This is a genomic window from Anaerofustis sp. LCP19S3_F7, assembly GCF_052119445.1.
Taxonomy (GTDB): Bacteria; Bacillota; Clostridia; order Eubacteriales; family Anaerofustaceae; genus Anaerofustis; species Anaerofustis butyriciformans.
On sequence record NZ_JBQKFF010000018.1, the window covers coordinates 1 to 14,082 of the forward strand.

The 14,082-nt window shown below is 28.7% G+C and carries 17 protein-coding genes; all 17 read right to left on the reverse strand.

Annotated features, from left to right (window positions below):
- Positions 1 to 367: 367 nt before the first annotated feature.
- The 17 genes from ACTQYZ_RS09560 to ACTQYZ_RS09640 all read right to left on the reverse strand — a co-directional run bounded on the left by ACTQYZ_RS09560 (position 368) and on the right by ACTQYZ_RS09640 (position 14,013).
- Positions 368 to 1,252 (reverse strand): tyrosine-type recombinase/integrase, encoded by an 885-nt coding sequence (locus ACTQYZ_RS09560; RefSeq protein WP_441021462.1) that lies wholly within the window; start codon positions 1,250 to 1,252, stop codon positions 368 to 370.
- A gap of 2 nt (positions 1,253 to 1,254) precedes the next feature.
- Positions 1,255 to 2,256: a helix-turn-helix transcriptional regulator gene (locus ACTQYZ_RS09565; RefSeq protein WP_441416504.1), complete on the reverse strand. Its 1,002-nt coding sequence runs from the start codon at positions 2,254 to 2,256 to the stop codon at positions 1,255 to 1,257.
- Positions 2,257 to 2,366: 110 nt separating this feature from the next.
- Positions 2,367 to 2,996 (reverse strand): 3-hexulose-6-phosphate synthase, encoded by a 630-nt coding sequence (gene hxlA, locus ACTQYZ_RS09570; protein WP_441021459.1) that lies wholly within the window; start codon positions 2,994 to 2,996, stop codon positions 2,367 to 2,369.
- A 59-nt stretch (positions 2,997 to 3,055) separates the two neighbouring features.
- Positions 3,056 to 5,056 carry a bifunctional 4-hydroxy-3-methylbut-2-enyl diphosphate reductase/30S ribosomal protein S1 gene (locus tag ACTQYZ_RS09575; protein ID WP_441021458.1) on the reverse strand — a complete coding sequence of 667 codons (2,001 nt, stop codon included), beginning with the start codon at positions 5,054 to 5,056 and terminating at the stop codon, positions 3,056 to 3,058.
- A gap of 1 nt (position 5,057) precedes the next feature.
- Positions 5,058 to 5,651, reverse strand: coding sequence for a lysophospholipid acyltransferase family protein (locus tag ACTQYZ_RS09580; RefSeq protein ID WP_441021457.1), 594 nt, complete (start codon positions 5,649 to 5,651; stop codon positions 5,058 to 5,060).
- Positions 5,652 to 5,661: 10 nt separating this feature from the next.
- The gene (gene cmk, locus ACTQYZ_RS09585; protein WP_441021455.1) at positions 5,662 to 6,315 is read right to left on the reverse strand and encodes a (d)CMP kinase; all 654 of its coding nucleotides are present in this window, start codon (positions 6,313 to 6,315) and stop codon (positions 5,662 to 5,664) included.
- A 73-nt stretch (positions 6,316 to 6,388) separates the two neighbouring features.
- A complete protein-coding gene (locus tag ACTQYZ_RS09590) occupies positions 6,389 to 6,817 on the reverse strand; it encodes a hypothetical protein (protein ID WP_253229299.1) in 429 nt (142 codons plus the stop codon).
- 74 nt (positions 6,818 to 6,891) lie between these two features.
- On the reverse strand, positions 6,892 to 7,248 hold the full coding sequence (gene spoVAE, locus ACTQYZ_RS09595) for a stage V sporulation protein AE (protein WP_253229300.1): 357 nt from the start codon (positions 7,246 to 7,248) through the stop codon (positions 6,892 to 6,894).
- Positions 7,249 to 7,258: 10 nt separating this feature from the next.
- Complete coding sequence (gene spoVAD, locus ACTQYZ_RS09600; RefSeq protein WP_441021454.1) at positions 7,259 to 8,275, reverse strand: stage V sporulation protein AD; 1,017 nt, start codon at positions 8,273 to 8,275, stop codon at positions 7,259 to 7,261.
- A 3-nt stretch (positions 8,276 to 8,278) separates the two neighbouring features.
- On the reverse strand, positions 8,279 to 8,725 hold the full coding sequence (gene spoVAC, locus ACTQYZ_RS09605; protein WP_253229301.1) for a stage V sporulation protein AC: 447 nt from the start codon (positions 8,723 to 8,725) through the stop codon (positions 8,279 to 8,281).
- 64 nt (positions 8,726 to 8,789) lie between these two features.
- Positions 8,790 to 9,542, reverse strand: coding sequence for a sigma-70 family RNA polymerase sigma factor (locus ACTQYZ_RS09610; RefSeq protein ID WP_441021452.1), 753 nt, complete (start codon positions 9,540 to 9,542; stop codon positions 8,790 to 8,792).
- A complete protein-coding gene (gene spoIIAB / locus ACTQYZ_RS09615; RefSeq protein ID WP_441021451.1) occupies positions 9,535 to 9,996 on the reverse strand; it encodes an anti-sigma F factor in 462 nt (153 codons plus the stop codon). The genes ACTQYZ_RS09610 and spoIIAB overlap by 8 nt, the downstream gene beginning before the upstream one ends.
- Complete coding sequence (locus ACTQYZ_RS09620; protein ID WP_441021450.1) at positions 9,983 to 10,327, reverse strand: STAS domain-containing protein; 345 nt, start codon at positions 10,325 to 10,327, stop codon at positions 9,983 to 9,985. The genes spoIIAB and ACTQYZ_RS09620 overlap by 14 nt, the downstream gene beginning before the upstream one ends.
- A 342-nt stretch (positions 10,328 to 10,669) precedes the next feature.
- Positions 10,670 to 12,013 (reverse strand): NCS2 family permease, encoded by a 1,344-nt coding sequence (locus tag ACTQYZ_RS09625; RefSeq protein ID WP_441021449.1) that lies wholly within the window; start codon positions 12,011 to 12,013, stop codon positions 10,670 to 10,672.
- Positions 12,014 to 12,169: 156 nt separating this feature from the next.
- Positions 12,170 to 12,592 carry a type II 3-dehydroquinate dehydratase gene (locus ACTQYZ_RS09630; RefSeq protein ID WP_441021448.1) on the reverse strand — a complete coding sequence of 141 codons (423 nt, stop codon included), beginning with the start codon at positions 12,590 to 12,592 and terminating at the stop codon, positions 12,170 to 12,172.
- Between the two features lie 19 nt (positions 12,593 to 12,611).
- The gene (locus ACTQYZ_RS09635; RefSeq protein ID WP_138268994.1) at positions 12,612 to 13,553 is read right to left on the reverse strand and encodes an SPFH domain-containing protein; all 942 of its coding nucleotides are present in this window, start codon (positions 13,551 to 13,553) and stop codon (positions 12,612 to 12,614) included.
- A gap of 13 nt (positions 13,554 to 13,566) precedes the next feature.
- Positions 13,567 to 14,013 carry an NfeD family protein gene (locus tag ACTQYZ_RS09640; protein WP_441021447.1) on the reverse strand — a complete coding sequence of 149 codons (447 nt, stop codon included), beginning with the start codon at positions 14,011 to 14,013 and terminating at the stop codon, positions 13,567 to 13,569.
- Between the last annotated feature and the right edge of the window lie 69 nt (positions 14,014 to 14,082).

The following is a 14,082-nucleotide window of genomic DNA, read 5'->3' on the forward strand; positions in this document are numbered from 1 at the left end:
AAATAATATAAATAATTTTCATAATAAACATATGTATAAAAAGTTGAAAATAGTAAAAATACAAATTGAAATATTTTGTTAAAAAAAAAGTATTATAAATCAAAAAGAACAGTTTTAGTTAACTGTTCTTTTAATATTTAACATAAAATATCTAAAGGGAATATAAATAGTTTTTAATCAACTTTCCACTAAAGACAACTTTAACATAGAATTGACTATATTTTATAATTAATTTAGCATATTTTTACACATCTTCTCAAAATCTTTGATTATAAGGCTTTTAAGCATTAATATCTTTATAATGTTATTTTTTTTTTAACTTTCTATTATCTTTTTAATATATATTCCATTTTATATCTATCCCATTTTAAAATTTACTAAATGGATTTTTATTCATATCAATTTCTTCTTGTTTATCTTTTAGATGTCTTTCAACTTGTTTATCTGTTTTTAGTCCCAGGAATGATTTAATTTCATTAAAACCTGCATTGTTATAATCTTTTAACATTTTTACTGCAGTATTCCTTAAAATATTACTACTTATTCCTTTTTCTTCAATTCCAATTCTCTTAAGCACATTTTTAACAATTTCTTGTATTCTTCTTGTTGAAATTGGTTTTTCGGGATTTGAAGGACTATTTAACAGGTATAGTTGGTCGTTTAAAAATAAAAAACGGCTTAAAATGGCTCTGAGAGCGTCATTTATTTTAACAATTCTTTCATTTTCACTGTTTTTGTTTATTATGATATTATTATCAAATATATCTTCAGTTTTTATGTTTTGAACTTCTTTAACCGTAAGTCCATTAAATAACATAAGAAAAATTATTATTTGATTCTTTTCCGGTTCAATGTTTTTTACATAATCTATTAAATCATTTATCTGCTCATTAGAAAGAACATCTTTATTTAAACTATCATTATCATATCTAAATTTGAACGAAACTATTTCGTTATTTAGACCATATTTTTTATTAAGAAACTTATAAAAGTTTTTTACTGCAGATATTTTTCTTGCGATAGTTTTATCTGAATTTTTAAGTTCTTTTTTTAAATAAGCAACATAAGCATACATATCGATACTATTAAGGTTTAAGAATAAATCTTTATCAGCTTCGTTATCTAAATTATTAATATGGTTTCTCTTCATCATAAATAAAACAAAGGTATTTAAGTCATATAAATACCCTTTAGTTGATGCCTTAGAAATATTATTTGTATTTAAAAATTCATTTATAAGTTTACTTTCCATTTTTACATAACTTCACTAAATAAATATTTAGTGAAGTTCTCTCCTATATAATTTTGATTTAACATTTTATTAAAGTCATCAATAACATTTTGAGGTGAAACAATTTTAATTCCTCCTGCAAATTGAAATATCCAAGCATAAAATGTCGGACTTATCCCAACTTTTACGCGTACGTTAAAGGTTTCATTATTTGTTTCTATTATGTCAATATCATTCCCCATTTTTTCTAATACGTATTTCATAAGATTATTCTGACACTTTAGCTCTACTACAGTTTCTTTTCCCCAAAACATACTAAATATTTTTTTACCATAATCACTTATATTAAAATTTTTTGGTTTTGGTTCAGATTTTTCTTCTAATACATTTGTACAAGCCATTAAATCTACTCTAAAAGCAATTACATCGTTTCTTTTATCGGAATAACCTACAACGTAATATTTATCTTGATTCCAATATAGAGCATATGGACTTATTATGTATACTTCACCATTATTCCTAAATATCTTTTCTTTGTGATTATTAAAATCATAATACTTAAATGATATTTTTTTTTGATTTATGGCCTTATTAATATTATCTACAATAAGATATACTATGTTATTATCCGTTTTTGTCTTTCCGGTTACATAAATATTTCTTTTTAATTCATCTCTTTGACACTGAGCAGAAAAATACATAAGCTTATCAATTATTATTTTACTTCTTTTTTTACTAATAAAAAAAGAAGAAGAAACGGCGTCAATAAGCATTTTTAATTCTGAAAGTTCAAATAACCTATTACCAATAAAATACTTATTAGAAGAACCTTTCTTACAAATTATATCATATCCCATTACTTCTGACAAAAAAGATATATCTTCATTAAATGTTTTTCTATCTATATTAATATCATGTTCTTTCAAATAACTAAAAATATCTTTTGTTGTTAATGGATTTTCTTCGTCGCTTTTTTCATAAAGAAGTTTTAAAATAAGAAAAATTCTATATCTATTGTTTTTCATAACATTACCCTCAACTAGTTATATATCAATTTTACAACAAAATTTATAAACTTTTCAATTATAAAAAAATAGACAGGGAAATTTTTCCCTGTCTTAAAAAATTATATAGGTTATTTTATCATTTCTTTCATTTTCTTAGCAGTTTCTTTTGGTGTAGAACTATTTACAAGTCCGCCTCCAACTATTATTACATCAGGATTTTGTGCATTTATTTCTTCTAATGTTTCAAGTTTGACACCGCCTGCAACACTAACTTTTGTATTTTTTACTAAGCTTTTAACTTTTATTAAATCATCAAGAGGAGTTGCCCCTTTCTTTTGTATATCAGCTCCCGTATGTACACAAATATAATCAACTCCAATACTTTCCAAATATTTAACTCTTTCTTCTAAATTATCTACGCAAATTAAATCAACAAGAAGTTCTTTCCCTGCTTTTTTTACTTCTTCTAAAGAATCTTCTATTGTTTGATTATCACTTACAGCAAGAACAGTTACTATATCCGCACCGGCATCAATAGCTATTTTTGTTTCAAATGCACCTGCATCCATAATCTTAAAATCCGCAAGTATCTTTTTATCTTTAAAGGTTTCTTTTAATTTTTTTATTCCCTCACTTCCGTATTTATAAGCAAGAGGGGTTCCAAATTCAATTATATCGATATACTCTTCACATTCTTTTACAATTTCGATACTTTCCTCCAAGCTTTTTACGTCCAAGGCAATTTGTAATTTTTTCATTTTTTTCCTCCTTTAAATAAAAATCCCCGCACTAAATAAAGTGCAGGGAAAATTTAATACTATTCAGATTTTAAAAGGTCACCGAAGATATCACCTAAAGTTACATTACCATCTTCTTGATGATAAACTTTGTTTCTTTCAATTTTTCTTTTTGGTGGATCCATTGTTTCTTTAATGCTTAAAGAAACTTTTCTTTTATCTTTGTTAATTTCAATAATTTTAACATTAACTTTATCACCAGTTTTAACAACATCTTCAACTTTGTTTACTCTGTCGTATGATAATTGAGAGATGTGAATTAAACCTTCAACATCAGGAATAATTTCTGCAAAAGCACCAAAGCTTGTTGTGTTTTTAATTGTAGCAGATACTGTTTGACCTACTGTATAATTTTCAATAAATTCTTGCCATGGTTCTTTTGTTAAGTCTTTAACGCTTAATTTAACTTTATAGCTTTCTTTATCAAGTTCAGTTACAATAGCTTTTACGCTGTCGCCAACTTTGTATAAATCATTAATGTTGTTTACTCTTTTCCAAGCGATATCAGAAATATGAATAAATCCGTCTACGCCGTCTAAATCAATGAACATACCAAAGTTTGTAATGTTTTTGATTGGAGCTTCAACAACTTTACCGATTTCTAAATTAGCAATAGCTGCGTCTTTAGCTTCTTTTTCTTTAGCTTTTCTTTCTTTGTAAGCTTCTTCAAGAAGAATTCTTCTTGAAACAATAATTTTGTTTTTGTTTTTATCAAATTCTACGATTCTGCATTCAACTTCTTTACCAAGTAAATTATCAAAATCTTTAATGAATTTTGTATCATAGTAAGAAGCAGGCATGAATGCTTTAATGAATCCTAAGTCAACAATTAAACCGCCTTTTACAACTTTTGTAATTTTAGCGCTAACTGTTTCTTTTGCTTCAAATTTATCTTTTGCTTCATCTAAAGCACTAAGTTCATCAACTTTGATTTTAGATAATGAAACGTTCCCTGTACCGTCATTCATTCTCATAACCATAACTTTAACTTTATCACCTTTAGCGGCTTTTGTTGTTAAGTCTTCCATAAGGTCATATAAATAATCAGCTTTTTTAACAATTCCATCTGATTTGTAACCAATATTCATTGTTACTTCATTGTGATCGACAGCAACGATTTCGCCTTCAACGATGTCTCCCTCTCTAATTTCTTTCATTGATTCTTCGATGTTTTTTTCAAAACTATCCACCATGTTGTTGTCCATAGTATTAATTACCTCCTCTATTAACTGGGTTGGTGTAGATGCTCCAGCCGTTAGTCCAATATTCTTATATTTCTTTATAGCATCGTCCAAGTCCGAAGCTTTTTCAACAAAGAAAACATTTTTGCATTTTGATTTACTAATCTCAACCAATTTCTTTGTATTTGAGCTATGGGTATCACCAACAACTACCATAGCGTCAACTTCTGATGCTATCTTACTGGCTTCTTCCTGCCTTACGCTTGTGGCGTTACATATTGTATTAAAAATTACCACATCTGCGCAATTTTCTTTAATAATATCTGTTATATCATTAAAGATTGATTTAATAATTGTAGTTTGGGCAACAATACAAACACTGTTATCTGTTTTAAATTCTCTCGCTTCATCTAGTGAGAAAATAACATGAGCAGAGTTCTCACACCACCCGTTAACCCCTATAACTTCGGGATGATTTTTATCTCCTACAATTATTATAGTATACCCTTTATTATGATATTTTTCAACCTTATTTTGAATAGATTTTACATAAGGACAAGTTGCATCAATAAGTTTTAGATTTTTTTCCTTAATCTTATCATATACACTTTTCCCAACGCCGTGAGAACGAATTATAACCGTTCCGCTTTCTATACTGTCAAGGTCTTCAATTATATCTACACCTTTTTCCTTTAATTCATTTGTAACAAATGCATTATGTATTAAAGGTCCAAGGGTATAAACTTTTTCATTCTTGTTTTTACTTGCTTCATAGGCTGTTTCAACAGCTTTATTTACACCGAAGCAGTAACCTGCACTTTTTGCTTTTATTATACTCATTTTATATTTCCTTTAATCTTATAATTTCAGGATAAATTTCTTTTTTGCATATTTCTACAAAATCTTCACTGGTAAGTTTTTTACCGTAATATTTATCTAAATATATAGGCTTTCCATAATTAATAATTAGAGGTTTTCTGAACTTATATTCACCTCTTATTCCAACAGGAACAACTGGAACTTTCATTCTTGTTGCCAAAAGAACAAGTCCGCCTTTTGGTTCAAGCATTTTTTTGTCTGTTTTATTTCTTGTTCCTTCAGGGAAAAGCCCCAAAACTTCTTTATTCTTTAAAACTTTTATTGCACTTTTTATTGCAACAATATCATTGTCTTCTCTTCTAACGGGTATTGCATATACTTTATGTAAAAACCAATTTAAAAATTTAGATTTAAATAAGACATCTTTTGCCATAAAATGGAGATGTCTTCCTTTAATTTGCACAGCCATAACAACAGGGTCCCAAATATGGATATGGTTACCTGAAATTATGTAACCTTCATCTTCACTCGGAAGATTTTCCAGCCCTGTTACTTCGACTTTATATAAAATTTTACATAAAACCTTTATTATTGGTCTTAAAAAATCATATAACATACACTACCTACTAACCGTTTACTTTATTTATTATAAAATCAACTACTTCATCTATTGTCATATCTGATGTATCAATTACTGTTGCATCTTCACAAATAACAAGAGGGTCAACTTCTCTGTTTTTGTCGTTTTCATCTCTTAATCTTATATCTTCTAAAATATCATCATATGGAACTTCTTTTCCTCTTTCAATATTTTGAAGGTATCTTCTTTTTGCTCTTTCTTCTGCTGATGCATCCATATAAAACTTAAATTCTGCATCCGGAAGAACAACGCTTCCAATATCTCTTCCGTCCATTATAACGCTTTTGCCTTTTGAGATATCTCTTTGAATATTTACCATTTTTTCTCTTACTTCTTTTATTGCAGCGTATTTAGAAACGTTTTTATCTATATTTTCAAATCTTATTTCTTTTGTTACGTTTTTACCGTTTACAAAAATTTCATCTTTATCAAGTACAAGATCAATGTTTTCAAGAAGTTTTATAATATTTTCCTTATCATCACTTTCAACATTGTTTTCAAGTGCATAATAAGTAAAAGCTCTATACATAGAACCTGTATCAAGATAAGTAATATTAAGTTTTTTCGCGATTATTTTTGCTATTGTACTTTTACCTGATCCAGCAGGTCCATCAATTGCTATATTTATTATTTTACTCATTAGTAAACCTCAAATTCTGATAAATACTTATAAAATATTATATAATATCTTTTTAATTTTAACAAGTATTTAATTATATTTTAACGCTAAAAAGTTTGTTTATACCTTTGTTAAATTCGTACTTTTCATTAACCATTGGAGATTTTATATTATCAGAAACCTTTAATACAAGTACACTTAATTTATCTTCTTTAAAGTTTCTAAGATCCACTTCCACAACATCTTTATCGCTTACGGCAAGAGTCATTATATTATTTTTTAAAGTATAATTAAAATCTTCTTCTCCGTTTACAAGTATTTTTACTCCGTCACTTTCACTAAAAGACATTTTTATTACGCCTGCTTGTAAATAATTACTGGAATTTACCAGTTTTGTCTGTTCATTTGAAGTACTGCTTACAGTGGATATTATTTCGTTTTTATCCAAAATATTAAGCCCAATACATAAAATACTTAAAACAACAATTAAACTTACTATAAATTTTTCAAATTTATATATCATTTTATCACCTGTTTCCTCTTTAAAATTTTATGTCAGCACTTAAAAAAAATACTTGTAAAGTTAATAAAAGATTTTTATTTTTTTGTTTTTGGAGAAAAAATAAACGCAAAAAAATATCCAAAAATTATTGCTGCGGTAATCCCTCCTGCCGTAGCCGTAAGAGGACCTGTTAATATTCCAATAATTCCGTCTTGTTTTACCTGAAGAATGGTTCCTTTTACCAGAGAATAACCAAAACCTGTTAAAGGAACTGTCGCTCCTGCCTTTCCAAATTGTACTATAGGTTCATATAATCCAATAGCCGTTAAAATAATACCCATAACTATATATATTACAAGAATTTGTCCAGAAACAAGCTTTGTATTATCCATTATAATTTGTGCTATAAGACAAAGTATCCCACCTGTTATAAATACGTTTAAATATTCCATAAAAACTCCTTTAATATTTATTTTCAATAGATACTGCATGTGCAATGCAAGGAATATTTTCCTTTTGTCCCGTAGAGACAGGACTTAAAAGAGCACCTGTTGCCACAAGCAAAATATTGTTTAACTCTTTTTTTAAAAGTTTATCGTATAGAAAAGAACAAAATACGCTTGCACTGCATCCTGCACCGCTTCCTCCGCTTACAACATCTTGATTCCTTGTGTCGTATATAAGCATTCCGCAGTCTTTGTATATATTTTCTATATTTACTCCTTTTTTTCTTAAAAAGCCCTTGGCGATATTGTATCCCACAATACCCAAATCACCTGTAATTATTAAATCGTAATCTTGTGGTGATTTGTCTATATCTTCTAAATGAGTAATAATTGTATCACAAGCGGCAATAGCCATTGCGCTTCCCATATCATTTGGGTCATTTTGTTCAAAATCCATAACTTTTCCTATTGTCATATGTGTTATTATTGGTTTATTTGTTACATTTTTATTTAACAGTACACAACCGCTCCCCGTAACAGTTCTTTGAGCAGTAGGCGGAGACTGAGTTCCAAGTTCCAAAGGGTATCTATACTGTCTCTCTGCCGTTGAAAAATGGCTTGTAGCACTTATTATAGCAGTATCTATAAAGTCGCCGTCTAAAAGCGTTGAAGCTGTCTGTAGAGCCTCTACAAAAGTTGAACATGCGTTATAAACACCCCAGTAAGGAATTTTTAAATCTCTTGCAGTAAGATTTGTAGTTATAATTTGATTTAATAAATCCCCGCCTATATAGATATCTATATCACTTTGTTTTAAATTGTTCTTTTCCATCAGTGCAAGAATATTTTTAAGGCACATCTGATGTTCTGCTTTTTCATAAGAATTCTGCCCAAGTAAATCATCCTTAATAATTTCATTAAAATAACTTCTTAAGGGACCTTCTCCTTCCATTGGTCCAACTATGGATCTGGTATCTGAAATTGATATTAAATTATCAAATTTATAAGTTTGCTTTCCAAGTTTTTTACTCATTATCTACCTCGTTAAAATAAAATATATAAGCCCTACGATAGAACTTGATGTAATCCCAAATACAATAACAGGACCTGCAATTTTAAACATATTTGCTGCCATTCCGAAAATATATCCTTCTTTGCTGTATTCCATGGCACAAGATACAACACTATTCGCAAAGCCTGTTATTGGAACTATAGAACCTGCTCCAGCTTTTTTCCCTATATTATCGTAAACACCTATACCGGTTAAAAAAGAACCGATAAATACAAGTACAATAGATGTCATATTTGATGCTTCAGTCATAGAAAATCCTTTCATAGAAAAAAAATCATTTATTATTTGTCCTATAATACAAATAAATCCTCCTACTAAAAATGACATTATTAAATGACTTTTCTTAGGCTTTGGTTTATTTTCCTTAACTATTTTTTTATATTGTTTTATATTTTTTTCGTTGGTTTCCATATCTTTCTCCCAAAAATAAATTTATTTATATTTTTACCCAAAAAAAAGAAAAACTTTCAAAAATTTAATTTTCAAAAGTTTTTTTCATATTTTCTATTATTTTCTTTTCTAGTCTAGATACCTGAACTTGAGAAAGTCCCAAAATTTCTGCAATTTGTGTTTGTGTTTTATTTTTAAAATACCTTAAAACAATTATCTGCCTGTCTCTTTTATTTAAACTCATTATTGCGTTTTTAAGATCAAGCCTTTCTATAATCATTTCATTATTATCTTTTTCATCTTTAATTTTATCCATAAGTAAGACTTTTGTTTTATCTTTGTTTGTCAGTTCTTTATTAAATGATTCAGGCTGTCTGCAAGCTTCAAAAGCCATAATTAAATCTTCTTTTGATACACCTATTTTTTCACTTAAATAATTTACATCAGGTTCTTCACCATTTAATTTTATATATTCTTCTCTTATTTTTCTTGATTTAAGATATATTGTTTTTAAATTCCTTGCTACTTTTATTATTCCTTCATCTCTAAAATACCTTTTATATTCTCCGTTTATTACATACACCGCATAAGTAGAAAACTTTGTACAAAAAGAAAAATCAAATTTCTTTATTGCTTTAATTAACCCTATTGCTCCTATTTGAAACAAGTCTTCATATTGTACATTATAAGATAAATATCTTTTTAATATTGAATTAATAAGCGGAGTGTTTATTATGGTAAGTTCTTCTAAAGCGTTTTTATCACCTTGTTGTGCATTTATTATAAGTTCTTTTACTTCATCTGAAAAATAATCTATTTTTACAGACTCGTTACTCATTTTGATATGTATCCTTTGAAGATATTTTTTTGCTCATAATTAAACTTGTACCTTCTCCATATCTAGATTCTATTTCAAGTGTGTCCATAAAGCTTTCCATAATAGTAAATCCAAGCCCTGACCTTTCAAGCTCCGGTTTTGAAGTGTAAAGAGGTTCTTTTGCCTTTTTAATATCCTCTATCCCAATTCCTATATCTATTATTTTTATTGTTACTTCATTTTCTTTTATATATGCTTCCATTGTTATAAGGTTATTTGATTTATTGTTATAACCATGTATTATAGAATTTGTAACAGCCTCTGAAACACTTGTTTTTATATCGTTTAATTCTTCCATTGATGGATTTAGAGACAGAATAAAGCTTGAAATAATAAGCCTTGCCAACGATTCGTTTTCTGATATGCTTTTAAACTGAACATTTAAATAGTTTTCTATGTTTTTACCTGTTTTCATATTTGTTTATTCCTTCCTGTAAAGTTTTAAATAAATCGAAAATTGAAAGTATTCCCGACATTCTAAGTATTCTTATTATCTGTTCATCTCTTGTAACAATACCGCATTCTCCATTTCTCTTATTTATTTGTCTAAATCTACCCATAAATAACCCTATACCTGCAGAGTCCATAAATGTAACTTTGCTTAAATCAAAAATAAGGTGGTTTATTTCTTTTTTGCATAATACATAATCAATATTTTCTCTTATATCATTTGTTACATGATCGTCTAAATCTCCCAAAATGGAAACAATTAGAATATTGTTTCTTATTGTTATTTCAAAGTTCATTTTTATACCTCTCAATATTATTTTCACCTACAAGATATTATCAAAATCGGAATGTAGAAATTTGGAAAAAAAGAATAAAAGTACATATTAAAAATATAAAAAAAGCAGGCATAACCTGCTTGAAATAAAAATATTAATATAAACCTTATATAATCTAATATATTATAATTGAATCATTTATTAACTATATTAATTATAATCTTTTAAAAATAAGAATGTATATGTTCATTTCTTTATATAAATATAATTAATTTATAAGATTTTCTAATCCTACCTAAAATATAATTTTTATATTTAATAAAAAAAGACAGATACAATGTATCTGTCTTTTATATATTATCCTTATAGTATTGCAAGATAAATTACAAATATAACAAGTAATACCCATGTAATTGCATTGATTTCTTTTGCTTTACCTGTAAATACTTTAGATATTGCATAGAAAAGGAAACCAACAGCGATACCATTTGAAATTGAGTAAGAAAGAACCATTGTAATAATTGTTAAGAATGCAGCAACGGCAGTTGCAATATCTTCCCATTCAATTTCTTTTAATTGTTGAGCCATTAAAACACCAACGATGATAAGTGGTGCACTTGTTACTGGAGATAAGAATAATTCTCCAACTTGAATTGAGTTAACAACAGTTAGAAGTGGCATAAATAATACTGATAAGAAGAATAACACACCTGTTGTACAAGCTGTTAAACCTGTTCTACCACCTGCTGCAACACCAGAACCTGATTCAACGAAAGATGTAACTGTTGATGTACCAAGAACAGCACCAACACATGTACCGATTGAATCTGCTAATAAAGCTTTTTCAATATTTTCCATTTCACCATTTTCATCAACTAAACCGATTTTGTTACCAACAGCAACTAATGTACCTGCTGTATCAAAGAAGTCGATGAATAAGAATGTGAAGATTATCATTATGAATGATGGTTTTGTAAATAAAGTAGATAAACCACTAAAACATCCTGCAAAACTTGGCATTGTAAAATCGAATGAAACAATACCTTGAGGAAGTGCAGGCATTCCGCTTACACCAAATAATCCAGCAACAACACCTACAACAGCAGTGATAATCATTCCGTAGAATACTGCAGCATTAACACCTTTGCAAAGTAGTGCAACAGTTACTATTAAACCAAAACAAGCAAGAAGTACAGTTGGATTTGTTAAATCACCAAATGCAATATATGTAGATGGATCAGCAACAATAATACCTGCATTTTTAAATCCGATAAATGCAATGAAGAATCCGATACCTGCACCAATAGCTAATTTCATGTTTTTAGGAATAGAATTGATAATTGCTTTTCTAATTCCTGTAACAGAAATAATCAAGAAAATTATACCTGAAATTAAAACGGCTGCTAAAGCTTCTTGCCATGTATATCCAAAAGTTAAACAAGCTGTATATGTAAAGAAAGCATTAACACCCATTCCAGGAGCTAATCCAACTGGGTAATTTGCAAGTAAACCCATAATAATACTTGCTATACCTGATGCAATGGCAGTAGCCAAAAATACTGATTGAAAATTCATTCCTGTTTCTGCTAACATTCCAGGGTTAACACCTAAAATATAAGCCATAGTAAGGAAAGTTGTTAAACCAGCGATAAGTTCAGTTTTAACGTTTGTTCCTTTAGCATTAAGTTTAAATAATTTCTCGAACATTATGTTCCTCCCTAAAATTTTATAAATACTAATGAAACCCCATTATAACACGTTTTCTTCACCTCTACAATATACTTTTTTCACAAAAGTTGCAAATTTTTTACATTTTTTAATTTTTTCACAAAAAAACAGTGCTTTTGCACTGTTTTTTATAATTTATAGTAAATCCATGGCAATAAGATAACCGTTAAGGCCTTTTCCTATTACTCTATCGGTTGCCACATAAGATACATATGAAAGCTTTCTGAACTCTTCTCTTTCACTTATATCACTTATATGGACTTCAATTATTTTACCTTTAAACATTTTTAACGCATCAAGTATCCCTACGGATGTATGAGTATAAGCAGCAGGATTAATGATAATGTCATCAAATTCATCTAGTGCTTGTTGGATTTTTGTTATTATGCTTCCTTCACTGTTTGATTGATATATTTCAACATTATATCCTAGCTCTTTCGCTTTTTTATTTATTATATTGCAAAGATACTCATAATTTTCACTCCCATAAAAATCCTTTTCTCTTCTTCCAAGCATGTTCAAATTTGGACCGTTAATTACAAGAACTTTTTTTCCCATTCATATCACCTTATTTTATTTATTTTTTATCAATGTTTTCATCGTCTACTGTTTCTTTAAGTGATGCAAGAAGACCTGATAAGTTTTGAATTTCTGAAGGAACAATAATCTTTGTTGCTCTTCCTTTTGAAACTTCGCTGAATGTATCCATTGATTTTAAAGCAAGATATTCTTTTGTTGCTTTTGCTTCGTTAATCATTCTGATACCTTCTGCATTTGCTTGTTGAATTCTGATAACAGCTTCAGCGTCCCCTTCTGCAATTTTAATTTTACTTTGTTTTTCTGCTTCAGCTTGTAAAATTGCAGCTTCTTTTGCAGCCTCTGCACTAAGAATTTTAGCTTCTTTTTCACCTTCTGCTATAAGAATTGCACTTTTCTTTTCACCTTCCGCTCTAAGAATACTTTCTCTTCTTTCTCTTTCTGCTTTCATTTGTTTTTCCATTGCGTCTTGTATTTCTCTTGGCGGTAAAATGTTTTTAAGTTCAACTCTGTTTACTTTAATTCCCCAAGGGTCAGTTGCTTCATCAAGAATAACTCTAAGTTTTGAATTTACAACGTCACGACTTGTTAATGTTTCATCAAGTTCCATTTCCCCTATTATATTTCTAAGAGTTGTTGCAGTTAAAACTTCAATAGCTTGAATAGGTCTTTCAACTCCGTAAGTATAAAGTTTAGGGTCTGTTATTTGAAAATAAACAACAGTATCAATCTGCATTGTTACGTTATCTTTTGTAATAACCGGTTGTGGCGGGAAATCAATTACTTGTTCTTTTAAAGAAACTTTCTTTGCAATAACCTCGATAAAAGGTATTTTAATATGAAGTCCCGTTTGCCATGTTGTATAATATGAACCAAGTCTTTCAATAACATAAGCATAAGACTGTGCAACGATTTTGACGTTTGCAATAAGAAGCGCCATAAGCAGAATTATAAGTAGTACAAATAATATAAAACCAAACATTTTTATCCCTCCTTTAGTCTATGTTTTTTACAATAAGATGTACACCTTCTATTTTTTCGACTTTAACCTCTTTGTTTTCTTTTATTATTTCACCATTTAAACTTTTCGCTGACCAAACTTGTCCTTTTATCTTTACCTGTCCTACTGCATCCATATTGTTTATTTCAACTATCACAACTCCATTTTCGCCTATTAAACTGTTTGCGTTTAAATGAACTATATCTTTTTTTATATATTTATGATATAAAGGATAAGTGATAAGCAGTAAAACAACCGAAACAACAAAAAACACTATAACCTGTGTTACAATCTGAAATCCGCTGAAATTTAAAATAAGTGCAACAAGACTTCCTCCAGCAAACCAAATGGAAACAAGCTGGGTTGTAGCAAGTTCAACTACGGTAAAAGCAACCAAAAGTATAAGCCAAATTAAAATCATGTTTTCGTTTGTAATGTTCATCTTTCTCTGTCTCTTATACACATCTCCGAGCCCACGAGACGCGTTCTATGATCTGGGATTGCGGCTTTG

Coding starts and splice junctions, on each gene's coding strand:
- ACTQYZ_RS09640 (WP_441021447.1), bottom strand. CDS start 14,013: ATGAACATTACAAACGAAAACATGATTTTAATTTGGCTTATACTTTTG.
- ACTQYZ_RS09620 (WP_441021450.1), bottom strand. CDS start 10,327: ATGAACTTTGAAATAACAATAAGAAACAATATTCTAATTGTTTCCATT.
- ACTQYZ_RS09590 (WP_253229299.1), bottom strand. CDS start 6,817: ATGATATATAAATTTGAAAAATTTATAGTAAGTTTAATTGTTGTTTTA.
- ACTQYZ_RS09575 (WP_441021458.1), bottom strand. CDS start 5,056: ATGAGTATAATAAAAGCAAAAAGTGCAGGTTACTGCTTCGGTGTAAAT.
- spoVAE (WP_253229300.1), bottom strand. CDS start 7,248: ATGGAATATTTAAACGTATTTATAACAGGTGGGATACTTTGTCTTATA.
- ACTQYZ_RS09635 (WP_138268994.1), bottom strand. CDS start 13,553: ATGTTTGGTTTTATATTATTTGTACTACTTATAATTCTGCTTATGGCG.
- ACTQYZ_RS09580 (WP_441021457.1), bottom strand. CDS start 5,651: ATGTTATATGATTTTTTAAGACCAATAATAAAGGTTTTATGTAAAATT.
- ACTQYZ_RS09610 (WP_441021452.1), bottom strand. CDS start 9,542: ATGAGTAACGAGTCTGTAAAAATAGATTATTTTTCAGATGAAGTAAAA.
- hxlA (WP_441021459.1), bottom strand. CDS start 2,996: ATGAAAAAATTACAAATTGCCTTGGACGTAAAAAGCTTGGAGGAAAGT.
- ACTQYZ_RS09560 (WP_441021462.1), bottom strand. CDS start 1,252: ATGGAAAGTAAACTTATAAATGAATTTTTAAATACAAATAATATTTCT.
- ACTQYZ_RS09625 (WP_441021449.1), bottom strand. CDS start 12,013: ATGTTCGAGAAATTATTTAAACTTAATGCTAAAGGAACAAACGTTAAA.
- spoVAD (WP_441021454.1), bottom strand. CDS start 8,275: ATGAGTAAAAAACTTGGAAAGCAAACTTATAAATTTGATAATTTAATA.
- ACTQYZ_RS09565 (WP_441416504.1), bottom strand. CDS start 2,256: ATGAAAAACAATAGATATAGAATTTTTCTTATTTTAAAACTTCTTTAT.
- ACTQYZ_RS09630 (WP_441021448.1), bottom strand. CDS start 12,592: ATGGGAAAAAAAGTTCTTGTAATTAACGGTCCAAATTTGAACATGCTT.
- spoVAC (WP_253229301.1), bottom strand. CDS start 8,725: ATGGAAACCAACGAAAAAAATATAAAACAATATAAAAAAATAGTTAAG.
- cmk (WP_441021455.1), bottom strand. CDS start 6,315: ATGAGTAAAATAATAAATATAGCAATTGATGGACCTGCTGGATCAGGT.
- spoIIAB (WP_441021451.1), bottom strand. CDS start 9,996: ATGAAAACAGGTAAAAACATAGAAAACTATTTAAATGTTCAGTTTAAA.